Here is a 23,150-nt window from a genome sequence, read left to right on the forward strand (position 1 = left end):
TTCCGGCCGCTACATCCGCTGCGGGCTCGGTACGGGGAGTGCTCGGGATCGCTTCACCGCCGTGCCGCGGGCGAGTTCGAAGGCCCAGACCGGGTCGCCGGAGTTCAGCCACGGCTCGGCGCCGCACCATGGACCGAGCAGCCGGAACTGCTCCACCGCGGAGGCGTACATCCTCGATCGCACCATGAAGTGCGCCAGCAGATGACGCAGCGCGGGGACGTGCTGGTTGTCGCAGGGGATTTCGGAGAGCGATGCCGCGACCTGTCGCAGGCGTCTCCGGGAGGCCCATGCGCTGGGCAGTGCCGAAGGGATGGGCCTCTTCTCCAGTTCGCACAGAGCGTGGAGATACATCCCGACGAGGGGGCTTCCGGGCGGGGCCTTGCGGACCGCCCGCTTGGCGAACGACATCATCCGCCTGTCACTCCCGAACCACTTCGCGCACCAGTACTGCAAGGCCTGCCAGTGGCCCGCGTAGTGGTGGGGGGCGCGGGACACGAGGCCGTCCCAGAGCGGTCGGAACCGAGCCGGCCTGTACCCCGCTCCGCGGGCCGCGGTGACCATGACGACCCAGGGGCCGGGGTTCACGGGGTCCAGCTCGGCGGCCTTCCGGGCCTGCTCGATCGCGGCCGGAAGCATCGCGCGGAACTCCTTCATCCGACCGGCCGGGACCTGGTTCGCATACGCGGTTCCCCGGATCTCCCAGGCTCGGTGGACCATCAGGCCGGCGTGGAGGGTCGCCGCGTCGCAGTTGCCGGGCTCGGCCTCGCGCCACGCCTCCAGCCAGCCGTCGTCCTCCGAGGCCACCTGCCGCAGCAGCTCGGTACGCGACCAGCGCTCGTCCCAGTCGTCGCCGGCCGCGCCGACGTACGCCTTGGCCGCCTGCCACTGCCCTTCCCATGCGGCGTCGGCCACGGCCTGCGTCTCCTCGAGCCGGTGCTGCGCCGGAGGCGGACCGGCTCGTCCCGCGTCGAGCACCTCGCGAGGAACGAGCCCGTAGTGGGCGGCCACGAAGTCCTCGCGCACCCACCGGTCGGCGCGGCGGTGCACGGGAAAGATCGTGAAGAAGGCCAGGATGAGCGCGCCGAGCACGACGGCTGGAAAGATCGTCACGGCCGAGAATCATCCATCACGCCGTCACGCCCCGCAATATCCTGGCCTACGATCTTGTGAGGTCAGAGGCCTGGTGGCGGTGCGGTCGAGGGTGACAGTGCGGTCGCGGGCGCCGACAGCAGCTCCCTGGTGAGGGCGTGCCGTGGCGTCTCGATCAGCTCGCGGGCCGGGCCGGTCTCCACGACGCGGCCCGAGTCGAGGACCGCGATCCGGTCCGCGAGGGTGGCGGCGGCCGTCAGGTCGTGGGTGATGAACACCAGGCCGAGATCCACGCGTTCACGGAGCCGGGCGAGGGCGTCGAGGAGGGTGGTCCGGGTGGCCGGATCGAGCCCGGAGGTGATCTCGTCGCAGACGAGGACCCGGGGCGCTGCCAGCAGGGCACGGGCGAGTGCGGCGCGCTGGAGTTCGCCGCCGGAGAGCTGTCCCGGGCGGCGCCCGGCGAGGGCCTCGCCGAGGCCGAGTTCCGCGAGGGTGCTCAGGGCGCCGCGCCGCGCGTCCCCGGGGGCCGCGCCCCGGAGCCGTACCGCGCTGCGGGCGACCTGGTCGAGGACCGGCCGGTGCTCGTCGAAGGCGGCCTTCGCGTCCTGGAACACGTACTGCACGGCGGCCAGTTCGGCGCGGCCGCGGGAACGCAGGCTGCGCGGGAGCGGCGTCGCGTCGAGCAGCACCGTGCCGTCGTACGTGCGGTGCAGCCCGGCGAGGCAGCGTCCCAGGGTGGTCTTGCCGCTGCCGGACCTGCCGACGAGGGCCAGGCACTCCCCCGCCGCCACCGAGATGCCGATGTCGCTCAGCACCACGGCGGCCCCGTGGGCGGTGTGGTGCCGGGCGGTCAGGTTCCGTGCCTCCAGGCGCACCGGTCCACGGGGGCGTGGCGCGCGCGTGGCGCGGGGCCGGTCGGGGGTGAAGTCCGCCAGGACCGACGACGCGGTCCCCCGGTCCACGACGCGCCCGGCCCGCATCACGACGACCTCGTCGGCCAGCTCCCGTACGACGTCCAGGTCGTGGCTGAGCAGGACGACGGCGATGCCCTGGGCGGCGACGGCCGCCAGCTGGGCCACGACTCCCTGCTTGGTGACGGCGTCCTGGCCGGTGGTGGGTTCGTCGGCGACGATGACCCGGGCGCCCAGGAGCAGTGCCTGCGCCAGGACGACCCGCTGTTGCTGTCCTCCGGAGAGCTGGTGGGGAAAGCGGCGCAGCACGGCCGCCGGATCCGGGATCTGCGCGAGGCGCAGGGCCTCCTCGACACGGGCCCCGCGTTCGCGGCGGCCTCCTCGCCGCAGGGCGGCGATGTCGGAGAGGAGCGCGCCGACCCGGCGGGCGGGGTTGAGGACCGAGGCCGGATGCTGGGGTACGTATCCGACCGGGCCCGCGGGGGTGCGGATCTCGCCGTCGACGGCGGCTCCGGGCGGGTACTCGCCGAGGAGGGCGAGCCCCGTGGTGGTCTTGCCGCTGCCGGACGGGCCGATGACGGCGGTGATCCTGCCGGCCCGGGCGGCGAGGCTCACGCCGTCCACGATCGTCCGTCCGCCGACGGCGACCCGTAGGTCCCGTACTTCCGCGACGAGGGTCATCTCCTCGCCTCCTTCCGGAGGGTCTGGCGTTGGAGGGCGGCGTCGAACAGGAGGTTCGTCCCCATCGAGAGGGCCGCGATGAGCAGGGCGGGCACGACCACGGCCCAGGGCTGGAGGAAGAGGCCGGTGCGGTTGCGGTCGACCATGACCGCCCAGTCGGCGGCGTCAGGCGCGACGCCCACGCCGAGGAAGGCGGCGGTGGAGACCAGATACAGGGCTCCGGTGAGGCGGATCCCCGCGTCGGCGGCGAGCGTGCGGCGCATGGAGCGGGCGACGTACCCGACGGCCGTGCGCCACCAGGACTCGCCCTGCATGCGGAGCGCCTCGACGGCGGGCCGGGAGGAGATCTCGACGGCGGCCGCGTGCACCACGCGCGCGGCGTCCGGTACGGCGGCCAGACCGACCAGCAGGGTCAGTCCGGGGAGCCCCGGGGTCAGGGTGGCCGCGACGAGCAGCACCAGGATGAGGGAGGGGACGGCGAGGACCACGTCCAGGGGCCGCATCAGCGCCTCCTCCAGCCAGCTGCGGCGGGTCAGGGCCGCGGCGAGGCCCAGCGGGACGGCGATGAGGTACGCGAGGGCGGTGGCCGCGATCGCCACGAGCACCACGGAGCGTCCGCCGAGGAGCACCTGCCGCCAGACGTCGCGTCCGCTGAAGTCGGTGCCGAGCCAGTGCCCGTCGCCGGAGGCGAAGGAGACGGAACGGGGGCCGGCCTGGCCCGCGACGAAGGGGCCGACCAGCGCGAGCAGGACGGGAAGGACGATCAGCGCGAGAGCGAGAAGGGACCGTGCGGGACGCCGTTTCACGCCGCCACCTCGGACCGGGGTGCGAAGCGCCGGGCGACGAGGTCGGCGGCGAGGTTGACCAGGACGGTGACGACTCCGAAGACCACGGCCATGCCCTGGACGACCGGGACGTCACGTGCGGCGACGGCCTCCACGAGTACGGTGCCGAGGCCGGGGATCACGAAGAGCGCCTCCACGACGATCACTCCGCTGAGGAGCCAGTCGCAGGTCCGGGCCAGTTGCTGGACGGCTGGGGCAAGGGCGTTGGGCAGGGCGTGCCTCCAGGTGACGCGGGCGCCGGGTACGCCGTAGCGGCGGGCCTGCGCGACGTACGGGGAGGCCATCGCGTCGATCATCCCGGCACGCACCAGCCGGCTGATGGTGCACACGGGCCGTGCGAGCAGCACCACGACGGGCAGGACCAGGACGGCCGGCTCCGTGAAGGGGTCGGCGCCGACGGCGGTGGGCGGCAGCCAGCCGAGCCACAGCCCGAAGAGGGTCGCGAGCAGCACCCCGACCGCGAATTCGGGCACGGCGTGCACCGCGAGGGTCAGGGTGCTGACGGTCCGGTCGACCGGCCCGCCCTCGCGCCGGGCGGCCAGGACGCCGAGTCCGACGGAGAGCGGGACGAGCAGGGCCAGGGTGGCTCCGGCGAGGAGAAGGGTGGGGCCGAGACCGGCGGCCAGAAAGCCGATGACGGGCCGCCCGCTGATCAGGGAGGTGCCGAGGTCGCCCCGTAGGAGGCCGGCGACCCAGTCCACGAGGCGTTCGTCGGCCGGCCGGTCGAGGCCCATCGTCTCGCGGATGCGGGCGATGCGGGCGGGGTCGGGCTGGTCCCCGGCGAGTGCGACGGCCGCGTCACCGGGCAGCGCCTCGGTGAGGGCGAAGACGAACAGGACGACGGCCGCCGTCTGTCCCAGCCCGAGGAGCAGGCGGCGGCCGATCCACGCCAGGTGCGGCGTCACGCGAGCCAGATCCTGTCGAAGCGGGCCCAGTCCAGGGTGTTGGCGGGGGCCTGGTCGGAGACGCCGCGCACCCGGGGTGCGGTGGCGACGATCCAGTCGGCGAAGCCCCAGATCAGGAAGCCGCCCTCGTCGTACAGGCGGCGCTGCATCCGCTCGTACAGTGCGGCGCGCTGCTTCTCGTCGCGGGTGGCCTGGGCCTGCCGGTACAGGTCGTCGAAGTCCTTCCGCTGCCACCGGGTGGCGTTGGTGGTCGAGCCGGTCAGCAGCCGCTGCGAGATGTGGGACTCGATGGGCATGGCACCGGAGCGGTAGGAGGCGAAGGTCCCCGAGGAGAGGATGTCCTTCCAGTAGGTGTCCTTGTTGCCCACCCGGACCTCGACGGTGACGCCTGCCTTGGCGGCCTGTTCCTTGAAGATGCCGGCGGCTTCGACGAAGCCGGTGGCCGCGGGTGCGGTGTCGAGGGTGACTTCGAGGCCCTCGGCGCCGGCCGCCTTGAGGAGCGCGCGGGCCTTGGCGAGGTCCTGGGCGCGCTGCGGGAGGGTGTCCGCGTAGTACTGGTAGCCCTTGCCGAAGAGGTCGTTGCCGATCTCGCCCGCGCCGGAGAGGGCGCCGTCGACGAGCTCCTTCCGGTCGGCGATGAGGAAGAAGGCCTGGCGGACCCGGGGGTCGTCGAACGGGGGGCGGTCGGTCTTCATGACGAAGCCCTGCATGGCGCTGCCCGGGAGGCGGATGACGTCGATCCTGCCCTGGCCCTCGTGGGTGCGGGCGGTGGCCGGGTTCAGCTCGTGCGCGTACTCGACCTGGCCGCCGAGCAGGGCGCTGACGCGGGCCGACTCCTCGGAGGCGATGACGAATTCGAGCGTGTCGAGGTACGGGGCGCCCTCCCAGTAGGCGTCGTTGCGCTTGACGACGAGGGAGCTGCCCGGTGTGAAGGAGACGAAGGAGAACGGCCCGGAGCCGACGGGCTTGTCGAAGGCGGTGGTGCCGGCGGGGACGATGTACGTGCCGAAGGCGGCGAGGACGTTGGGGAACTCGGCGTACGGGCGCTTGAGCCGGAACTCGACGGTGGACGGGTTCAGGGCGCGGCTGGTGTCGAGGTCGATCGGTTCCAGGGATGCCTTGGCGCGGAAGGTGCCCCGCGGGTCGGCGATGCGGCGGTAGCTGAAGAGGACGTCCTCGGCGGTCACGGGCCGGCCGTCGTGGAAAGTGGCCTTGCGCAGGGTGATGCGCCAGGTGTCGAGCGCGTCGTTGGACTCCCACTTCTCGGCGAGCCGGGGGACGGCCGCGAGGTCGGCGCCGAAGTCGGCGAGCTTGTCGTAGAGGGCCTTGGCGCGGGCGGCGTCGACGAACAGGTTGGTGGCGTGCGGGTCGAGGGTCTCGTTCGCGCCGCCGCCCGCGAAGGCGGCACGCAGCCGGCCGCCGGCCTTGGGTGTGCCTTCCGGGGCGTTCTTGGTGTCCGGGGCGGTGGCGCCGGTGCCGCACGCGGCGGTGAAGGCGAGGGCGGTGGCGCCCGTGGCGAGCAGGAAGCCTCTGCGGGCGAGGGGGGAGCGGACGTCGTTCATGGGGTGGTGTCTCCGTTGTCGGGGCGGGGCGTGAGCCGGGCGATGAGGTGCAGGCGGTCGGAGTGCGCGGTCCCGTGAGGGGTGTCGCCCTCGCTCCACGGTGGGTCCGTGCGGGGGCCGGGTCCGTCGTGCAGGGCGAGGACCTCGAAGCCGGCGGTGGTGAGGAAGTGGCGTAGCTCCTGCGGGAAGAGGAGCCGCCAGGCGGAGTGCTGCTCCTGCGCGGGGCTGCCGTCGTCCGCGGTCCAGATACGGCGGCGTCGCAGGAGTTGTGCGCCGTGGTCGATCCACAGGGTGGTGCGGGAGGTGTAGGTGGTGCCCCTCCAGGCGAAGGTGCTGACGCTCGGGGCGTCGAGGAGTTCGGTGTTGCCGAGGAAGAAGGCGCCGTTGCGCATCTCGGCGACGAGGAGGCCGCCCGGCGTGAGGTGGGCGCGGCAGCGGGCGAGGAAGGAGGTGAGGTCCTCGTTGGTGTGGCAGTACAGGAGGGCGCTGTCGAGGCAGACGATCGCGTCGAAGCGCGCACCGAGGTCGAAGTCGCGCATGTCGGCCGCGTGGTGGTCGGGGCCCGGATGGTGCGTGGCCGCGTGGGCCAGCATGGCCGCGGAGGTGTCGATGCCGGTGACGCGCCGGCCCGCCCGGTGGTGGAGCCAGGCGGCGTCACGCCCCGTGCCGCAGCCGACGTCGAGGACGCGGGGTCCGGCGCCGTGCCGGGCCAGCACGTCCTCGGTCCAGCGGGCGGCGAGCCGTTCGGGGTCGGGGAAGCGCTCTTCGTAGAGCTCGGGGTGGTCGGTGAGGAGGTTGCCGTCGGTCGTCGGGGTCATGGGGTCTCGCTTCGGGGCCGGTCGGGAGGGGCGGGAACAGCGGCGTCGGGGGCCTCGGTCAGCAGGTCTCGCTTCGCGAACGGCCGGGGGGCGGGGGCCAGCGCGTCGGGGGCCTCAGCAGGGGCGGGGCCCACCGCGTCGGGGGCCTCGGTCATCGGGACTCGCTACGGGGCCGGTCGGAAGGGGCGGGAACAGCCGCGTCAGGGGTCTGCCCGGCGGGCAGGACGCCGCGGCGTTGGAGGTGGCCGACGGAGACGGCCGAGGCCAGGCCGAGGGCGAGGCAGCACCCGTACGGCAGCCACGTCAGGCCGGTGTGGCCGGCGGTGTCCATGGACCAGCCGATCGCGGCGCTGCCCGCCGCGGCCGCGATGCCGGAGATCGCGTAGAAGAGGCCGTAGAACGTCCCGGTCAGGTTCGCGCGGCCGAAGGCCGGTATCAGCTCCATGACGAAGGGCTGCGCGACCATCACGCCGAGGTGCAGGAGCAGGGCTCCGGCGAGCACCGGCACGAGACGCAGCGGATGCGGGGCCGCGGCGGAACCCGCCACGAGCATCGGCGGCAGGAACCCCAGGGCCATGACGCCCAGACCGGTGGCGATCCAGCGGCCCCTGGTCCCCCGCTTCTCGAGGGCCCGGGTGATGCGTAGCTGGAACAGCAGGTTCGCGACGGTTCCGGCGAGGAACAGCAGGCCGACGGAGCCGCTCCAGCCGGACGCCTCGGTGGCCGCGCGGGGCAGCAGGAGGTAGAGCTGGTTCTCCAGGCCGTACATGCCGACCATGGCGAGGGAGAAGGCCAGGAACCGGCCGTTGCCGGCGACTTCGCGCCAGTCGCCGAGGACCCGGGTGGCGTGGGCCGGCACCTCGCGGGCGGGCAGCACCAGGAGTTGGGCGAGGGTGAGCACGGCGAACACGCCGGCCGCGGTCACGGCGGCCGCGCGGAAGTCCACGAGCAGCAGCAGCGTGCCGAGCAGGGGGCCGATCAGCGCCCCGCTGGTGGCGAAGACGTTGAACAGCGCGAACGCCTCCGCCTTCCGCTCCCCCGCCTCCTGGGCGACGTAGGTCCGTACGGCCGGATTGAAGAGCGCCCCCGCCAGCCCGCTGAGTACGGACGCGGCGAGCAGCAGCGGCAGGCCGTCGCCGAGGGCGAACAGGCCGAACCCCACGGTGCGCAGGGCACATCCCGCGATGATCACACCACGCGCGCCGAGCCGGTCGGCCGCGGAGCCGCCGATCAGGAAGAGGCCCTGCTGGCTGAGGTTGCGCAGCCCGAGGACCACACCGATGACGGCGGCCGAGAGCCCCAGGTCGTCGGCGAGGTGGGTGGCGAGGTACGGGATGAGGAGGTAGAAGCCGGTGTTGACGCCGAGCTGGTTGACCAGGAGCAGCCGCACGGCGAGCGGGAAGCCCCGCAGGGAGCCGAGGATCCTCACGGTATGTCCACCCGGTGGGTGCGCCGGACGCCGAGTCCGGCGGCGTCGCCGGCCCGTACGGTGCCGTCGGCGCCGCCGATCCCCGTCCAGGGGTCGTCGGCGAGCAGCAGGTGTCCGTCGAGGTCCACCCAGCGGGCCCGGTCGGCGAGGTGCACGGCCGGGGCGATGCCGAGGGAGCTGGCGGTCAGGCACCCCAGCATCAGGTCCGTCCCGGAGCCGCGCAGGGCCTCGTGGATCCGCAGGGCGTTGCGTACCCCACCGCACTTGGCCAGCTTGACGTTGACCCCGTGGACCAGACCGGCGAGCCCGACGGCGTCCTCGTACGAGACGGCGTCCTCGTCCGCGATGACCGGGACCGGGGACTCCTTCGCCACGCGCGCGAGGGAGTCCGGGGTGCCGGGGGCGATGGGCTGCTCCACCGCGGTGACGCCCAGCTCGGCGAAGCGCGGCAGGAGGTCGACGGCCTGGCGCTCGCTCCAGGCCCCGTTGGGATCGAGGAGCAGGCTCACCCCGGGAGTCCCGGTCCGTACGGCGCCCACCCGGGCGAGGTCGTCCGCCGGGTCGGGCGATCCGGCCTTGACCTTGAGGACGGTGAAGCCGCTGCGTACGAGGCGGGCGGCCTCCGCGGCCGCCGCCCGGGGGGTGACGATGCCGATCGTCCGGGCGGTCCGCACGGCCGGCGCGGTGCGGGCGCCCAGCAGCCGGTGGGCGGGGCTTCCGGCGCGCTTGCCGGTCAGGTCGAGCAGGGCCGCCTCCAGTCCGGCGAGAACTCCGGCCGGCAGCTCCGACCAGCCGGGGAGCGGGTCGGCGAGGTGCGCGTGCCACGCGGTCTCGGGGTCGGGCAGGCGTGCGACGGCGGGGCGCGTCGCGGTGAGGTGCCGGACGATGCGCGGTGTGGGCAGACCGAGGTAGTCGCTGCTGACCACCTCGCCCCAGCCGGTCAGACCGCCGTGTTCGACGGCGACCCACACGGCGTCGCGGCGGGCCATGACGGAACGGGAGATGCGCAGGGGTTCGGCCAGTTCAAGCTCGGTGACGTGCCAGGTCAGTCTCATGCGGTGCCTCCCCGGGCCGGTGGGGGCAGGAGCGGCCGGTTCGCCGTGAGCGGGGTGACGACGGTGCGGCAGCGGGTCCAGCCGATGGCCTCGGTCGCGTGCGGGTGGGGGATCTCGACGGGCCGGACCGCGAGGTCGGGCCGGTCCAGGCCGTGTGCGCGGCAGTAGTCGTCGTCGTAGACGGTGTCGAGGTAGCGGTGCGGTCCGTCGGGGAAGACCGTCGCGACGACCGCACCCGTCTCGACGCGGGCGGCCCAGGCGGAGACCAGCGCGACGGCGCCGGTGCTCCAGCCGCCGCTGACGAAGCTGGTGCGGGCGAGCCTGCGGCAGGCGTCGACGGCCTCGGCCGGGCCCACCCAGTGGACCTCGTCGAAGGCGTGATGGGCGACGTTGCGCGGGTGGATGCTGCTGCCGAGCCCGCGCATCAGGCGGGGCCGGGCGGGCTGGCCGAAGATGGCGGAGCCGATGGAGTCGACGCCGATGACCTTCAGCCGCGGCCAGCGGCGGCGCAGCGGGCCGATGAGCCCGGCACTGTGGCCGCCGGTGCCCACGCTGCAGACCAGGACGTCCAGGTGCTCGATCTGCTCGCACAGTTCGGCCGCCATCGCGTGGTAACCGGCGGCGTTGTCGGGGTTGTTGTACTGGTCGGGCCAGTAGGCGTCCGGGGTCCGGGCCAGGACCTCGCGCAGCCGGGCGATCCGGGCGGCCTGCCAGCCGCCTTCGGCGGCGGGCCGCTCCACCAGCTCCAGCCGTGCGCCGTACGCGTGCAGCAACTGCCGCATGGACGGTTCGAGTTCACGGTCACCGACGAGGACGACCGGGTGCCCGAGGGCCTGCCCGGCGAGGGCGAGCCCGATGCCGAGGGTGCCGGAAGTCGATTCGACCACGGTGGCGCCCGGGCGGAGTTCGCCGCGCAGGCGGGCGCCGCGGAGCATGGACACGGCGGACCGGGCCTTCATGCCACCGGCGCCGAGGCATTCGAGCTTGGCCCAGAAGCCGGGGTGCGGGGAGGGCAGTTCCGTGCGGATCCGCGCGAGCGGGGTGCGTCCGATCAGTGTCAGCAGCTCCGGGTGGGCGCTGCGCGACGGCGGGCGGTGTAAGGGAAGTGCGGTGGTCACCGGGCGCCTCCGTGACGGTGGATGGTTCTGGGGCCGTCGTCGCGGTGACCGGTTCCGGGGCCGCCGTAGCGGTCATCGGTTCCGGGGCCGCCGTAGCGGTGGATGGTTCCGGGGCCGCCGTCGAGCCAGAAGAAGGGGTACGGCTCCGCGCAGAGGGCGCTCACCCCGGCCCGCAGGAACCTCGGGAGGATCGCGCTGCCCGTCTGGGCGAACATGACCAGGGGCGTGCCGGTGGCCGCGGCGTGGTCGAGCAGCGGCTGGAAGGTGCCGTTCCCGAGGGTCATGCCGGAGGCGAGGATCGCGTCGCAGTGGGCCAGCTCGGCGCGGGCGTCGGTCCGTACGGTCTCGCCCCACTCGGTGACGCCGCCCTTGAGGTCGCAGGGGACGTACGCGAGACCGCGCTCACGCAGCCGCTCCAGCAGGGAGTTGACCACGCCGATGACGAGGACGCGGCGGGGCCCGGTCGCAGGGAGCAGGTCGATGACGGCGCGGGCCCGGGACCGGGACCTCTGCAGCGAGTTCCCGGCCGGCAGGGCGTAGGGGCGGGCACCGTGGTCGGGTGTGTGGGGGCGCACGTGCGCGAGGTAGGCGTCGAGCGCGGCGATGCGTACGGGCAGGAGGGGGTGGTCGAGAAGGGCGGCGACCGACGCCCCGACGCAGTCGTCGAGCGCCGCCGCGGGCAGCGCTCCCGGTTCCACCGCGCAGGACCCGACCGCGGCGTGCAGGCGCAGGCTGAGCACCTCGTTGCGGTATCCGCTGCTGCGGCCGTCGTGGCGGACGGCCTGGCTGGTGGTGAAGGCGAGCGCGACGCGCTCCTGGGCGGGGTCGGGTCCGTAGCCACCGGCGCGGACGTGGGCGATCAGCTCGTCCAGGGTGCGTACGGCGGGCTCGTGGAGTGTGAGGGCGTTCATGCCGGCACCGCCGGGGACAGCTCGGCCGGACACTCCTGGTAGGTGGGGCGCAGCGCCGAGAGGAGCCGTTCGGCGGCCTGCCGGGCGCCGTCGCCCCGGGTGTCGGCGGTCATGACGTGGCCGAGGTATTCGTTGTTGCTGGTCGCGGCGCGTACGGACCGGCCCGGCTCGGCGAGGGTGAGCTCCAGTACGCCGGGCTCGGCCCGGACCTCGTCGGCGCCCTCGATGCCGGTGAGGGTGCCGTCGGTGTCGGGGAGGAGGAAGGCGATGGCGGCACTGCGCACGCCGGTCGGGCGGGGCGTGAGATCGGGTGTACGGCCCAGGGCGACGTCCACGCAGGCGGCGGCGAGGTCGATGCCGGTGACGTGGCGGACCAGTTCGGTGATGCGGTTGCCGGCCGGGCGGGGGTTGACCTCGATGACCTTGGGTCCGTCGGGGGTCAGTTTGATCTCGGTGTGGCACACGACGTGGTCGAGGCCGAGGGCCTTGACGGCGGCCAGGGCCGTGTCGGCCGCGTCCCGTTCCGGGCCCGGCGCCATCGCGGCCGGGAACATGTGGCCGGTCTCGATGAAGCCCGGGGCTCCGCCGATGCTCTTGTCCGTGACTCCGACCACCTCCGTGACGCCGCCGGAGGAGACGGTCTCCACGCTGACCTCCGGACCGGTGAGGAGCTCTTCGAGGAGGACGACGGGCGCGCGTTCCTGGCCGCGGGCGTTCACGGGGAAGTCCGCGAGCGCCTGGCAGGCGAGCTCCAGCTCGCGCTCGTCCCGGACCTGACGGACCAGCATCCCGGCGCAGAGGTCCACGGGCTTGACCACGAGCGGGTAGCCGATGTCGCGGGCGGCCTCGACCGCCCGTGCCGTGTCCGCGCAGAGCGCGAAGCGGGGGCCCGGCACGCCGGCTCCGGCCAGCACACGGCGGGTCAGGTCCTTGCGGCAGGCCGCCTCGACGGCGTCGGCGGCGGGTCCGGGCAGGCCCAGGCGCTCGGCCGTGCGGGCCACGGCCGGCAGGTAGTAGTCGCAGGAGGAGACCACGCCGTCGAAGGCGAGCACGGCGTGCAGCCGTTCCAGCCGGGACAGCAGCCCGTCGATGTCGTTGGTGTCGGCGGTGATGATGTTGCGCGCCGCGAGCAGGGGGTGCGGGCCGCCGTCGGGCCGGGCGCCTCGCAGGTAGTGGTGCAGGTCGCGGGTGACGAAGGTGAACTCGTGACCGCCTTCGCGGATCGCCCTGGGCAGCAGCCTGCTCATCGATCCCACCCAGCTCTCGACAACCAGCAGATGTGCCACGGGACTTCCTCTCGAGATGCCTCCGCCGGAGCGGGGCGTGACTGCGAAGCGGAGCGCCTGAGTGAGGCGTCCGCACCGGACCGAGAAGGAAGCTATCTGAAATCGTTTTCATTTCCAATAGACGCGATCTCGGGTAGCCTGCCGATCAAGAAGACCGGAGCGCCGGAAGGGAGCCATCGCGCCATGAGAGACCTGACGCCAGGACAGGAGACCGGACCGTACGCGGTACGGCTCGCCGGGCCCGCGGACGTGCCGGGGGCGCGCAGCGTCATGCTCGACACGTTCTACCGGGAGTTCGACTACGGATACGTGCCTCGGTGGCACGACGACGTCGTGGACATCGAGGGCACCTACCTCGCGCATCCCCGCCACGCCCTGGTGGTGGCGGCGCTGGGCGACGAGGTGGTCGGCACCACCGCGCTGCACTCCCGGGGCCCAGCCCATCCCCCGCATCCACGCTGGCTCGCCGACCGCTACACGTCCCGGCGCACGGCGCAGCTCCTGCGGGTGTACGTACGCCCCGACCACCGCCGCCGCGGACTGGCCCGCGCCATGGTCGAGGCCGCCTGCGAGTTCGCCGCGGGTGCCCCCGGATACGACACCGTCTACCTGCACACCAACGTCGACGTCCCCGGCGCGGAGGCGTTCTGGCGCAGCATGGCCGACGAGGTCTGCGACGCGCGGACGACGGGCGAGCACGGCGGGTACGGGACGGTGCACTTCGAGATCCCGCTCCGGGTCACGGCGGGCGCCGGCGCGGGCGCGGGCCGGCTCGACGACCGGCCGGCGCTGGGCGGGCTCTGAAGCGCGCTCGGCCCGTCGCGCGCACCCGTGGGCGCGAGCGTGGTGGACGGGCCGGGCCGCCGCCGAGGGCGCCGGTCTCCGCCGCGATAATGGGGTCATGCCCCGACGGCCCGCACCCTGCCAGCCCGCCCTCGTCGACGACCCCGTCACCGGGTACCGGCACCGCTACTGCCGGCGCTGCGGCCGGGAGCTGACCAGCCCCGAATCCCGCCTCACCGGCTACGGACCCCACTGCGACCCGTCGCGCCGGCCGCCCTCAACCCCCGAGCACGTGGTCGACCAGGAGCCGCTGCCCGGAACCTGAACCCCGCCGGGGCACATCATCCGGCGGCGACGGGCAACGAGGGTTCCATGACGACAGGCAGCGGCGCGGACGCGAGGCCCTCGTGGCTCGTGGTGCTGGTCCCTGTGCAGGTGACCTTGATGGTGGGGCTCGGCCTCGCGGTGACCTCCGCCCATGCGGGCGTCCTGATGTCCTCTGTGGAGAGGCCGGTCGTCCGCGGGGTCCTCGCCTTTCGCGGTTCCACGGTGGACGGCCTGTCGGAGTGGTTGTCGGCTCTGGCCGACACGGAGGCCGTCGCCGGCGTGACGCTGGTGTGCGTCACCGCTCTGCTGACGCTGTCGGGCGGGCGGAGATGGCGGGAGGCCGCCTTTCTCGGCGCGGCGACCGTGGTGCAGTCGGCCACCTTCCTCGTGGTCACGATGTGCGTACAACGGCCGCGGCCCGACGTCCCCCACCTCGACACGGCCCCGCCGACGTCGAGCTTCCCGTCGGGTCACGTCGGGGCGTCCGTCGCCCTGTACGGGGGGATCGCCGTGCTGTCGCTGACCTGGGTGCACGGCGCCCGGCGGTACGCCGCCCTGGTGCTGCTGCTGATCCCCGCCGCCGTGGGTCTTTCGCGGATCTACCGGGGCATGCATCACCCCACCGATGTCGTGGGGGGCCTGCTCAACGGCGCCGTGACGCTGGTCGTCGTGGGTTCCGTGTTCCTCTCCGCCCGTTCCCCGGCCGGGGAACGGGCCCTTCCCCGGCAGACAGGACGATGATGGGCACCGCCACACGCGTACCGCAGAGACGTGACGTCCGGGGCGAGGAACTCTCCGGCGACGAGGCATGGGCCGCTCTGCGCCGGTACGGAGGCTGGAGCCTGGCACGGGACTCCTTCATACGCTTCCGCTACGCCGACGGCTTCAGCCACTCGCGGGCCCTGGCGCTGCAGACGGTCCTGTCCCTCGTCCCGCTGGCCATCGCCGCCATCGGCCTGTCCGGTGTCCTGCACACGGAGGGAATCGGCCGTGTCGCCGAACTCACGATCCGCCGGATCACCAGCGGCCCCAGCCAGGATATGGTCGACGAAGCGCTGCGACTGAGCCGCAGGCACGCGGGCGAGGGCGGCCAGGCGGCCCTCTGGCTGGGCCTGCTGTTCTCCCTCGTCAACGTCACCACCGCTCTGTGCCAGGTCGAGCGCGGCGCCAACCGCATCTACGGCAACGAGCGGGACCGGCCCTTTCCGCTCAAGTACTCCTGGGGGCTGGCGATGGCCGTGCTCGCCGGGTTGCCGCTGGGGCTGAGCTTCCTCCTCACCGTCCTCGGCTCCGATCTGACCCATGCCGCCACGGAGACGTACCACCTCGGGCCGGGCGTCACCCGCGCCTGGGAGGTCCTGCGCTGGCCGGTCGGAGTGCTCCTCGCCGTCCTGGCCACCAGCGCGATCTTCCGGCTATCCCCGCGCCGCGACCAACCCGGCTACACCTGGCTCGCCTTCGGCGCCGTCCTCTATCTGGTGCTCTGGAACGGGGCGACCTGGGGCCTGAGCCTGTACGTCGGAGTGAGCGGCTCCTTCACCAGTGTGTACGGGCCTCTCAGCGCGGTCATGGCCTTGCTGCTGTGGTCCTACCTCACCTCCCTGGCCCTCTTCCTCGGCCTGGCGTTCGCCGCCCAGCTGGAGGCCGTACGAGCGGGAGTGACGCGTCCGGCCAGGCCGGACCCGGGAGTCTGAGCCCGCGTCAGGGGCGTTCGGAGAACTGCAGCACACCGCCGAGGGAGAAACACGCGGCGCCCGTGAGAGTCCCCCAGTCGGCGATCACGACGTTCACCAGGTCGCCGGTCGCGGGCCGCGTGAAGGCCGCGAGGGCCGACACCATGAAGAGGGCCGATCCGAGCTGGTTGACAGCGACGATCCACCAGCCGAGGTCATGCGCGCGGACACCCGGCCGGCCGTGGCAGACCTCGACCAGCGCGAGGTGACCCGAGATCAGGAAGAGGATGCATCCGACCAGGTCGGGCGCCCAGACCAGCCTGTTCACCTGCTGGACCGAGAGCCCGTCCAGCAGGGAACCCACGAGGTTGATCCCGAACACGAGCGTGCCGACGAACAGCAGGAAGGTGCTGAGCCAGCCGATGTGGTCGGGCTGGTAGCTCCACCACCGCCAGCGCTGCGAGGCGAGCCTTCCGGCGACGGGGTCGCGACGGGGTGCGTTGACGGACTGGAGGAGTGAGGCGTATCCGCCGGTGTTGAAGAAGAGCCCGCCGGCGAAGTAGATCCAGGCGCTCGTCATGCCGCTCGGGCCGAACTGCGACAGACCCGCGCCGAGGGCGAAGAGCGCGCCGCCCACGGTGAACGCGCCGGCGGCGACGGCGTTCAGCCTCCGCATCCGGACGACCGAGACGCCGTCCGCCGACCGGGAGAGGGACTCCCTCCCGCCCTCGGCCCGTACGGTCAGCCGTGCGCGCTTCCGGGCCGGGCGCGATTCCCACACCGCGGTGTCCCCGCCTGCGAGAAGCCAGGTGAGCCGGGTCGTGAACGGTCCCGCTCCCTCGGAGTGCTCCGTCGTTCTGCCCACCGGGCGACTGTATCCCTTCGAGTGATATGTCCGCTCCGTCCCTCGGCATCAGGCGAGCACGTTGACCGCGCCGGCGAGGACGAGGCCGAGGATGAGCAGACTGAACCGCCATGGCGACCTTGGCCCAGGGCGCCGGCGGCATGACGTCGGTCGGGCGGAAGGCGGTGGCGTTGGTGAGCCCGAGGTAGAGGTGGTCGATGAAGCGGGGGCGCCGGTCGGCGGTGGCGATCGCGGGATCGAGCTGCTGGGGAAAGGCGAGCGCGGGGGTCGACGACGCGCCACGGGCCCGGGCGGGCGAGGCGCGCACCGCCCCGAACCCGTCCGGGTCACCACACCGGCCGGATCAGCCGAGGGAGGGTGCGGGCGCGCCGTTGCCTGCTGCACTTCGCGCTGTTCGAGCCGTCCGACGCACCCCTCTGGCGGGTCGCCGTCTGTGACGCCGCCACCGCGGCGATGCTGGACCGCGGCCGCGCGAGCGCTGTGGCCACGCCACAGGGCAGCCGACCGCGTCACCTACCAGCTCTTCACCCTGCCCTTCGCGGTCGCCCTGTCGACGGGCCCCGTCCTGTGGTTCCGAGACCGCTACGGCTCCATCCCGCCCCGCCCGCCCGGGAGGCGTCCGCACCCGGGGAGTCGGGCGGGCGACGGGGGATCAGACACCGCCGCGCCAGGAACCCGTCTCCGCGCCGCGGTCCTCGATGAAGTGCTTGAACCGCTTCAGGTCGCCCTTGACCTGCCGGTCGATGAATCCGAGCTTGTCGGCGACGCTCTCCGCCACTCCGTCGGGGTCGAAGTCCATCATCAGCGTCACCTCGGTGTGGGCCGGGTCGATCGGCCGGAAGGTGACGAGTCCGGACTGCTCCGCCTGGCCGCTCACGGTTACCCAGGCCACCCGCTCGTCCGGGATCTGCGCCGTGATCTCCGCGTCGAACTCCCGCTCCACCCCGCCGATCTTCGTCACCCAGTGCGTGAGCGTGTCGCTGCGCTGCTCGATGCGCTCGACCCCGTCCATGAACTGCGGGAACGACTCGAACTGCGTCCACTGGTTGTAGGCCGTCGTCACCGGCACGTCGACCTCGATCGATTCCTTCACCTGCGACATCAGAACAATCCCTCCAGCGCGATCGGGTGCCGGCGTCCGGCCGGCGACTGTCGCTCCATGCCTCCCCGCAGCGGCGCCCCGCCCCGCCTCACAGCCGGGGACACCACCCAACCGAGACCGCCGCACCGGCGTTTCCTCGGCAACCGGCCCACCCGGGGCCGCCGACGCCGCCCGGTACCCCCACCTCGCCGCGTCGGCCTCGGGCGCGGGCGGGCGAAGGGGACACGGTCCCCGTGCGAGGTGCCTGCCGACCGCGCATGCTCGAAGCATGTCCGAGGTGACGACCACCGATCTCTACGAGGTCACGATGGCGCTCTCGTACCTGCGGGAGGACATGCGGGCACCCGCCACCTTCAGCCTCTCCGTACGGGACCTGCCACCGGGCCGGGGATTCCTGGTCGCGGCCGGTCTCGAGCCGGCCCTGGACTACCTCTCGCGTTTCCATGTGGGCCGGTCGGACGTGCGGGACTTCGCGGACGCCCTGGGACGGCCCGTCGAGGACCTCGAACCGCTGCGCGGGCTGTCCTTCGACGGACAGGTCCGCGCCCTCCCCGAGGGACGGCTCGCCTTCGCCGGCGAGCCGCTCCTGGAGGTCACCGCGCCGCTCCCCCAGGCCCAGCTCGTGGAGACGTACCTGCTCTCCCTCGTCTGTCACCAGACCGCGATCGCCTCCAAGGCGGCCCGCTGCGTGCTCGCCGCCCGGGGCCGGCCCGTGGTGGACTTCTCGCTGCGCCGCGCCCACGGGCCCGAGGCCGGCCTGCGCGCGGCGCGTCTGTGCGCCCTGGTGGGCTTCGCCGGCACGAGCAACGTCGCCGCCGCGCGCCGGTACGGCATCCCGGCCGCCGGCACGATGGCCCACTCGTACGTCGAGGCCTTCGCCTCCGAGGAGGAGGCGTTCCGGGCCTTCGCCCGTACCCATCCGGGACCGGTGACCTTCCTGGTCGACACCTACGACACCGACCGCGGTGTCGCCACGGCCGCGCGGGTCCTCGCGGACCTCGGGCTCGGCCCGGAGTGCGGGATCCGCCTCGACAGCGGGGACCTGGGCGCGCTGGCCCGCCGGGCGCGGGCGGCGCTCGACGCGGCCGGGCTCGGGGACGTGCTGATCATCGCGAGCGGCGGCCTGGACGAGTACGGCGTCGACCGGCTCGTACGGGACGGGGCGCCGATCGACGCCTACGCCGTGGGGACGAAGGTCGGAACGGCCGCCGACGCCCCCTACCTGGACGCGGCGTACAAGCTGGTCGAGTACGACGGGCGTCCGGTCATGAAGCTCTCGACGGCGAAGGCGACGGCTCCGGGACCCAAGCAGGTCTTCCGGGGCCCCGGGCCGCGTGACGTCATCGGCCTGGCGAACGAGGAACCGCCCCCGGGCTCGGAACCGCTGCTGCACACGGTGATGCGCGGTGGGCTGCGCACCGCGCCGCCCGACACCCTGGCCGCCGCCCGTGCCCGCTTCGAGGCGGACCTCGCCGCCCTGCCGGACGAGGCCCGGCGGATCGAGCACCCCACGGCCCCGGTGCCCGCGCCGTCGACGCGCCTGACGGTGCTGACGACCGTGGTCCGCCACCGGATCGAGGCGCGGCCGGACCCGGGGCAGCAGCCGGAGGAGTGACGCGGCCGGCGCGACACCCGCGAGCGGGCATCGCGCCGGCGCCCGCTGCCGGACGTGGACGCGGGGAGCGGGCGGCCCGGACGCGCGCACACAGCGCGAGCCACTTCCACCGGTGCGTGACAGGGCAGCCCCCGGCGACTCCCGTGCTTGTGACGCCCCGCATAGGAGCCACGTCACGTTCTAAGCGAGGTAGTACGCCGGAGGGCCATCGGCCCGCGTCAGGGCGGCGCCCGACGCGCGTTCCGGTCCTGTGCCACGCGGTCGGGTAGTACGTCACATCCTTGCGCCGGGCGGGAAGCGCCCCTAACCATGGCTGTCGTCCCGGGGAGCACGGCACCGGGCCGGACAGCGGAACGAGTCCGGCCGACCGCCCCGGCCACCACGCGGACATCAGCTCCGCCTCCGCCGCACCGTTTCCGGTCGGCATCCCCCGTTGTCTCAGCTAGGAGAGTTACCCACGTATGACCGCCCCCACGCAGAACACCGCCGGCCGCATCGCCCGATTCCGTAAGCTCTCCGTCGCGGGTATCGCCACCGCGGGTGCCGCGGCGGCAGCGCTCACGCTGGCCCCGTCGCCCGCCCAGGCGGCACCGGTCACGGCGAACGTCGCGGCGGCCCAGGTGTCGGCTGCGGAGGCTCCGGCGAAGAAGGCGAAGAAGCAGTACGCCGACAACCTCGACGGCTGGATCAAGGAAGCCCTGGACATCATGAAGTCCGAGGACATCCCCGGCACGTACGAGGGCCTTCACCGCAACATCATGCGTGAGTCCTCCGGCAACCCGAAGGCCCAGAACAACTGGGACGTGAACGCGCAGAACGGCACGCCGTCGAAGGGCCTGCTCCAGGTCATCCAGCCGACGTTCGACGCCTACCACGTCTCCGGCACCCCGCACGACCTGACGGACCCGGTCGCCAACATCACCGCGGCCGCCAACTACGCGGCCGACAAGTACGGCTCCATCGACAACGTCGACTCCGCCTACTGATCCTCGGCCACGGCCCCACCCGCGCTCCCGCCCCGCGGGAACGAGTCGCCGACGCGCGCCGACCCCACGTCGGGCCCCGTCCTCCTCGCGAGGACGGGGCCCGACGTCGTGTGTGCGCAGCCCCGGAAACATCGCCCGTTCGCCCGAGCACCTTGCGGGTCCAGGCCGTTACCAGCCGGGAAGAGCGGCGTTTTCAGGACATGCGAAAGATCATCACCAGCGGCCTGCTCACCGCCGCGGCCCTCTCGGTCGCCACGCCCGCGTTCGCCGACAACGACAGCAACTTCGGCGGTGGCGTCAACGCCGCCGACAACTGGAACTTCACCGCCGCCGCCGTCTGCCTCCAGGAGGTCGCGGTCGTGCCCGTCCTGGGCAACTGGGTGGGGGACCACGCCAACAACTGCTCCAACGGCAACGTCATCGACCACGTCACCGACACCGTCGGGTCCCTGACCGGTCACTGACCCTCGTCTCCGGGATGCCTCGCACCGAGGCGTCCCGGAGCCCCTCACCGCGTCGGGCTCATGACGGCCACGCGGCCATGGCGCTCATACTGCCGAGCGCCCCGACGAGTGGATCGGGCTCGTCATCACGTTCCCGGGCCGGGGGGCGGCAGACTGACCGGCCCTGGGCGCGGCCTTTCGCCCGCGGCTCGGCGGACGGGAAAATAGCTTGCCCCCGAGCGAGGGTGACCGGTCCAATGACCGGCAGCCTGATCAACCGGGCGGGCTCACGGCGCCGCGCCCCCGGCACGATCGGCACGAGACCCCCTGGGGAGACGCCACCCGATGAACACGCCACCGTCGCCGCCCACGGCCGAGCACGCGGGCGGGTCCTCCGTCCGCCTGGGCGCTCTCGTCCCGCTGACGCGGCCCGGCTGGGTCGAGGCGGGCCGGCACCTGCTGGCAGGGCTCGACCTGGCCGTGGCCGAGGTCAACGCCGCCGGCGGGATCGGGGGCAGACCACTGGAGCTGGTGGTCCGGGACACGGCGGCCGATCCGGCGCGGGCCGCGGCGGCCGTGGACGAACTGGCCGGCCTCGGGGTGACCGCCGTGGCGGGCGAGTACCACAGCGTCGTCGCCCGCGCCGCCGCCGCCCGGGCCGACGCGCTCGGCGTGCCGTTCCTCTGCTCGTCCGCGGTGCTCGACGCGCTGACCGAGGAGCCGACGCAGTGGGTCGCGCGCCTCGCCCCGCCGCAGTCCCGCGGCTGGCGGATCTACGCGGACTTCCTCCTGGGCACCGGCAGGCGCCGGATCGCCGTGGCGGCCCAGCCGAGCGTCTACTGGGCGTCCGGGGTCCGCGTGCTGCGGGAGCGCCTCGCCGCCCGGGACGGCACCGTCGTGGAGCTCGACGCGAACGCGCTCACCCCCGAAGCCCTGTGCGACGCGCTCGTCGACCACGGCGCGACGGCGCTCCTCCTGCTGGTCGGGCATCCGGAGCCGGCGGTGCCGATCGTCCGCGCCGTCCGCGGCGATCGACGGCTCGCGGACGTCCTGATCGGCGCCCCGGCCGGACAGCCGGAACTCGCCTCATGGTCCGCGGCGCTGGGCGAGGACGGCGCCGGGCTCCCGTTCCTGCGCTACCTTCCCGACCGCCTCGGCCCCCTCGGCGAACGCGTGGGGAAGGAGCTCCGCGAACGGCTCGGGGAAGCCCCCTCCTTCGTCGCCTTCGAGGGCTGGGACACCGTCACCGTCCTCGCCGCGGTGCTGCGTTCCTCCGGCACGGACCGGGCGGCCGTCGCCGCGTCCTGGCCGCGTGTGGCGGTCGAGGGCGCCCGCGGTCCGATCCGGTTCGCCCGCACGCCGGGCACCGGCGTGTGGCAGTGGGCGGGGGCACCGATCCATGTCGCCGACCGCGACCCGGCGGACGCCGACCGGTTCCGGATCCTGCACGTCGGCTGAGCGGTCACGGCCGCCTGGTCACCGGGATACGCGTGCTGAGCACTGCGGGACGTCCTTGACGAACACGATCCCGTCGCAGTCCGCCAGGTGGGCCGGGTCGAGCGGGGCGTAGCCGAACCAGGGAGACGTTCGGGGCGCGGGACGCGTGTCGCCGAGTGCGGTGGCCAGGCGCGTGGTGTCGATGACGTACCGGTCCTCCGGAAGGGCGTAGAGGAGGCCCTCGACGGTGTCCGGTGGGGGTGTGTCCACCCCCTGGTGCCGGATCGTGCCGAGCGCCGTGGCCACGAAGGCGTACTCCTCACCGAGCCGGGCGCTCACCAGCGCGCCGGCGCTCCACCACTCCACCGGCCCTTGCCACATCCGCATCGTGCTCTTCTTCCGCTGGAGGTGGGCGTTCTGGGCGTGGACGAGGGCCGGTCCGCGAGCGGCGACGGCGAGGAGGTTGTGGGCCATCATCAGATCCCGCTGCGCGCACAGCCGCGCCATGCGGACCGGCGAGGTGTCGGCCATCTCATGGTGGTAGCGCAGCAGTCCGGTCGCGGTGCGGCCGTACAAGCACGCCCGGTCCCAGTCCTCCCACGAGGCCGCCCTGATCAGGTGGGGCGTCTGCGTGTCGAGCAGCGCCACCAGATCGTCGGCGAGCAAGCGCAGTTCCCTCGCCTCGGCCGACCGGCCCGCCGATCGGGCCGGGTCCATCATGGCGTCGGGTTCGGTCCACCGGTCGTCGGTGCCGAGCAGGCGGTCGAGCGTCTCCGCGGTGCAGGGGAGCAGATCGGCGTCCACCCAGGCCGTGAGGTAGTCGTGAAGTGCGGTGAGGGCCTGCCGGGGGCTCTCGGCCGCGGTGATCTCCAGCGGGCCGTCGATGCCCGCGAAGCTGAGGCGCTCGGAGGCGGGCCGGCCGTCGTTGTACGCCCGCATCCAGCGTACGAGTGCGCGGTTGCCCGCGAAGGCGCCCCAGCCGTGGCTGAATCCGTGCTCCATGACCTCGTCCAGTGTGCCCTCGCCCGAGGTGACGTAGGCGTCGACGGCGAGGCCCCGCAGGCAGTCGCTCTCGATCGCGATCGTCCGGTAGCCCTCCTCCTCGACGAGGCGGCGGAAGAGGTCGTTGCGCAGGTCGAGCAGGGAGTCCTCGCCGTGGGTGGGCTCGCCCAGGGCGAGGAGCCGGGGCCGGGCCGGAAGAAGCCTCATGACGGCGGCAGCCTCGACGGCATGGGCGGTGTGCGTGATGTCGGTCGCCATGCCTTCAACGCTATCGTTGAACCTTCGGTGGAGACTTTTCCGCGATACG

General features: G+C 73.4%; 22 protein-coding genes. 8 read left to right on the forward strand and 14 right to left on the reverse strand.

All coding sequences use genetic code 11. From position 1 onward, the window contains the following. Window positions 1–9: 9 nt before the first annotated feature. From ACZ68P_RS31400 to ACZ68P_RS31450, 11 genes are all read right to left on the reverse strand, one after another. Window positions 10–1,110 carry a hypothetical protein gene (locus ACZ68P_RS31400; RefSeq protein ID WP_471012190.1) on the reverse strand — a complete coding sequence of 367 codons (1,101 nt, stop codon included), beginning with the start codon at window positions 1,108–1,110 and terminating at the stop codon, window positions 10–12. Window positions 1,111–1,172: 62 nt separating this feature from the next. Beyond that, entirely contained in the window at window positions 1,173–2,681 is a 1,509-nt protein-coding gene (locus tag ACZ68P_RS31405; protein WP_471012193.1) for an ABC transporter ATP-binding protein, read from the reverse strand. Continuing rightward, the gene (locus ACZ68P_RS31410; protein WP_471012196.1) at window positions 2,678–3,487 is read right to left on the reverse strand and encodes an ABC transporter permease; all 810 of its coding nucleotides are present in this window, start codon (window positions 3,485–3,487) and stop codon (window positions 2,678–2,680) included. Before ACZ68P_RS31410 ends, ACZ68P_RS31405 begins: the two co-directional genes overlap by 4 nt. Continuing rightward, complete coding sequence (locus ACZ68P_RS31415) at window positions 3,484–4,431, reverse strand: ABC transporter permease (RefSeq protein WP_471012200.1); 948 nt, start codon at window positions 4,429–4,431, stop codon at window positions 3,484–3,486. Before ACZ68P_RS31415 ends, ACZ68P_RS31410 begins: the two co-directional genes overlap by 4 nt. After that, window positions 4,428–5,993, reverse strand: a complete 1,566-nt coding sequence (locus ACZ68P_RS31420) for an ABC transporter substrate-binding protein (RefSeq protein WP_471012202.1) — start codon at window positions 5,991–5,993, stop codon at window positions 4,428–4,430. The genes ACZ68P_RS31415 and ACZ68P_RS31420 overlap by 4 nt, the downstream gene beginning before the upstream one ends. Continuing rightward, window positions 5,990–6,811 carry a class I SAM-dependent methyltransferase gene (locus ACZ68P_RS31425; RefSeq protein WP_471012203.1) on the reverse strand — a complete coding sequence of 274 codons (822 nt, stop codon included), beginning with the start codon at window positions 6,809–6,811 and terminating at the stop codon, window positions 5,990–5,992. The genes ACZ68P_RS31420 and ACZ68P_RS31425 overlap by 4 nt, the downstream gene beginning before the upstream one ends. A gap of 151 nt (window positions 6,812–6,962) precedes the next feature. Further along, window positions 6,963–8,240, reverse strand: coding sequence for an MFS transporter (locus ACZ68P_RS31430; protein ID WP_471012205.1), 1,278 nt, complete (start codon window positions 8,238–8,240; stop codon window positions 6,963–6,965). Next, window positions 8,237–9,295, reverse strand: a complete 1,059-nt coding sequence (locus tag ACZ68P_RS31435) for a dipeptide epimerase (RefSeq protein WP_471012207.1) — start codon at window positions 9,293–9,295, stop codon at window positions 8,237–8,239. The genes ACZ68P_RS31430 and ACZ68P_RS31435 overlap by 4 nt, the downstream gene beginning before the upstream one ends. Further along, window positions 9,292–10,413 carry a PLP-dependent cysteine synthase family protein gene (locus tag ACZ68P_RS31440; RefSeq protein WP_471012209.1) on the reverse strand — a complete coding sequence of 374 codons (1,122 nt, stop codon included), beginning with the start codon at window positions 10,411–10,413 and terminating at the stop codon, window positions 9,292–9,294. Before ACZ68P_RS31440 ends, ACZ68P_RS31435 begins: the two co-directional genes overlap by 4 nt. After that, complete coding sequence (locus tag ACZ68P_RS31445; RefSeq protein ID WP_471012210.1) at window positions 10,410–11,324, reverse strand: Rossmann-like domain-containing protein; 915 nt, start codon at window positions 11,322–11,324, stop codon at window positions 10,410–10,412. The genes ACZ68P_RS31440 and ACZ68P_RS31445 overlap by 4 nt, the downstream gene beginning before the upstream one ends. Beyond that, window positions 11,321–12,610, reverse strand: coding sequence for an ATP-grasp domain-containing protein (locus ACZ68P_RS31450; RefSeq protein ID WP_471012211.1), 1,290 nt, complete (start codon window positions 12,608–12,610; stop codon window positions 11,321–11,323). Before ACZ68P_RS31450 ends, ACZ68P_RS31445 begins: the two co-directional genes overlap by 4 nt. A gap of 183 nt (window positions 12,611–12,793) precedes the next feature. Between ACZ68P_RS31450 and ACZ68P_RS31455 the strand changes: the two genes are divergently transcribed. The 4 genes from ACZ68P_RS31455 (at window position 12,794) to ACZ68P_RS31470 (ending at window position 15,414) form a co-directional block, all read left to right on the forward strand. Next, window positions 12,794–13,414 (forward strand): GNAT family N-acetyltransferase, encoded by a 621-nt coding sequence (locus ACZ68P_RS31455; protein ID WP_471012212.1) that lies wholly within the window; start codon window positions 12,794–12,796, stop codon window positions 13,412–13,414. A gap of 97 nt (window positions 13,415–13,511) precedes the next feature. After that, on the forward strand, window positions 13,512–13,718 hold the full coding sequence (locus tag ACZ68P_RS31460) for a DUF6011 domain-containing protein (RefSeq protein WP_471012214.1): 207 nt from the start codon (window positions 13,512–13,514) through the stop codon (window positions 13,716–13,718). Between the two features lie 47 nt (window positions 13,719–13,765). Next, a complete protein-coding gene (locus tag ACZ68P_RS31465; protein WP_471012216.1) occupies window positions 13,766–14,461 on the forward strand; it encodes a phosphatase PAP2 family protein in 696 nt (231 codons plus the stop codon). After that, window positions 14,461–15,414, forward strand: a complete 954-nt coding sequence (locus ACZ68P_RS31470) for a YihY/virulence factor BrkB family protein (RefSeq protein ID WP_471012217.1) — start codon at window positions 14,461–14,463, stop codon at window positions 15,412–15,414. The genes ACZ68P_RS31465 and ACZ68P_RS31470 overlap by 1 nt, the downstream gene beginning before the upstream one ends. Before the next feature lie 7 nt (window positions 15,415–15,421). On the opposite strand, the gene ACZ68P_RS31475 is transcribed toward ACZ68P_RS31470, so the two are convergent. Both ACZ68P_RS31475 and ACZ68P_RS31480 read right to left on the reverse strand, forming a co-directional pair. After that, window positions 15,422–16,258 (reverse strand): hypothetical protein, encoded by an 837-nt coding sequence (locus ACZ68P_RS31475; protein WP_471012219.1) that lies wholly within the window; start codon window positions 16,256–16,258, stop codon window positions 15,422–15,424. Window positions 16,259–16,910: 652 nt separating this feature from the next. Further along, a complete protein-coding gene (locus tag ACZ68P_RS31480) occupies window positions 16,911–17,360 on the reverse strand; it encodes an SRPBCC family protein (RefSeq protein ID WP_471012221.1) in 450 nt (149 codons plus the stop codon). Between the two features lie 268 nt (window positions 17,361–17,628). Between ACZ68P_RS31480 and ACZ68P_RS31485 the strand changes: the two genes are divergently transcribed. The 4 genes from ACZ68P_RS31485 to ACZ68P_RS31500 all read left to right on the forward strand — a co-directional run bounded on the left by ACZ68P_RS31485 (window position 17,629) and on the right by ACZ68P_RS31500 (window position 21,862). After that, the gene (locus ACZ68P_RS31485) at window positions 17,629–18,975 is read left to right on the forward strand and encodes a nicotinate phosphoribosyltransferase (RefSeq protein WP_471012222.1); all 1,347 of its coding nucleotides are present in this window, start codon (window positions 17,629–17,631) and stop codon (window positions 18,973–18,975) included. Between the two features lie 461 nt (window positions 18,976–19,436). Next, window positions 19,437–19,961 carry a transglycosylase SLT domain-containing protein gene (locus ACZ68P_RS31490; RefSeq protein WP_471012224.1) on the forward strand — a complete coding sequence of 175 codons (525 nt, stop codon included), beginning with the start codon at window positions 19,437–19,439 and terminating at the stop codon, window positions 19,959–19,961. A 200-nt stretch (window positions 19,962–20,161) separates the two neighbouring features. Then, complete coding sequence (locus tag ACZ68P_RS31495; RefSeq protein WP_471012226.1) at window positions 20,162–20,425, forward strand: hypothetical protein; 264 nt, start codon at window positions 20,162–20,164, stop codon at window positions 20,423–20,425. 324 nt (window positions 20,426–20,749) lie between these two features. Then, window positions 20,750–21,862, forward strand: coding sequence for an ABC transporter substrate-binding protein (locus ACZ68P_RS31500; RefSeq protein WP_471012228.1), 1,113 nt, complete (start codon window positions 20,750–20,752; stop codon window positions 21,860–21,862). 18 nt (window positions 21,863–21,880) lie between these two features. Here ACZ68P_RS31500 and ACZ68P_RS31505 read toward each other — a convergent pair whose 3' ends face one another. Continuing rightward, a complete protein-coding gene (locus ACZ68P_RS31505) occupies window positions 21,881–23,101 on the reverse strand; it encodes an erythromycin esterase family protein (RefSeq protein WP_471012229.1) in 1,221 nt (406 codons plus the stop codon). Window positions 23,102–23,150: the final 49 nt, after the last annotated feature.

This window comes from Streptomyces sp. NPDC036822, from assembly GCF_055609145.1.

Bases quoted from the DNA above. Each gene is read 5' to 3' on its own strand.
- ACZ68P_RS31405 (WP_471012193.1), bottom strand. From the start codon at position 2,681: ATGACCCTCGTCGCGGAAGTACGGGACCTACGGGTCGCCGTCGGCGGA.
- ACZ68P_RS31420 (WP_471012202.1), bottom strand. From the start codon at position 5,993: ATGAACGACGTCCGCTCCCCCCTCGCCCGCAGAGGCTTCCTGCTCGCC.
- ACZ68P_RS31425 (WP_471012203.1), bottom strand. From the start codon at position 6,811: ATGACCCCGACGACCGACGGCAACCTCCTCACCGACCACCCCGAGCTC.
- ACZ68P_RS31435 (WP_471012207.1), bottom strand. From the start codon at position 9,295: ATGAGACTGACCTGGCACGTCACCGAGCTTGAACTGGCCGAACCCCTG.
- ACZ68P_RS31445 (WP_471012210.1), bottom strand. From the start codon at position 11,324: ATGAACGCCCTCACACTCCACGAGCCCGCCGTACGCACCCTGGACGAG.
- ACZ68P_RS31455 (WP_471012212.1), top strand. From the start codon at position 12,794: ATGAGAGACCTGACGCCAGGACAGGAGACCGGACCGTACGCGGTACGG.
- ACZ68P_RS31460 (WP_471012214.1), top strand. From the start codon at position 13,512: ATGCCCCGACGGCCCGCACCCTGCCAGCCCGCCCTCGTCGACGACCCC.
- ACZ68P_RS31465 (WP_471012216.1), top strand. From the start codon at position 13,766: ATGACGACAGGCAGCGGCGCGGACGCGAGGCCCTCGTGGCTCGTGGTG.
- ACZ68P_RS31470 (WP_471012217.1), top strand. From the start codon at position 14,461: ATGGGCACCGCCACACGCGTACCGCAGAGACGTGACGTCCGGGGCGAG.
- ACZ68P_RS31480 (WP_471012221.1), bottom strand. From the start codon at position 17,360: ATGTCGCAGGTGAAGGAATCGATCGAGGTCGACGTGCCGGTGACGACG.
- ACZ68P_RS31485 (WP_471012222.1), top strand. From the start codon at position 17,629: ATGTCCGAGGTGACGACCACCGATCTCTACGAGGTCACGATGGCGCTC.
- ACZ68P_RS31490 (WP_471012224.1), top strand. From the start codon at position 19,437: ATGACCGCCCCCACGCAGAACACCGCCGGCCGCATCGCCCGATTCCGT.
- ACZ68P_RS31495 (WP_471012226.1), top strand. From the start codon at position 20,162: ATGCGAAAGATCATCACCAGCGGCCTGCTCACCGCCGCGGCCCTCTCG.
- ACZ68P_RS31500 (WP_471012228.1), top strand. From the start codon at position 20,750: ATGAACACGCCACCGTCGCCGCCCACGGCCGAGCACGCGGGCGGGTCC.
- ACZ68P_RS31505 (WP_471012229.1), bottom strand. From the start codon at position 23,101: ATGGCGACCGACATCACGCACACCGCCCATGCCGTCGAGGCTGCCGCC.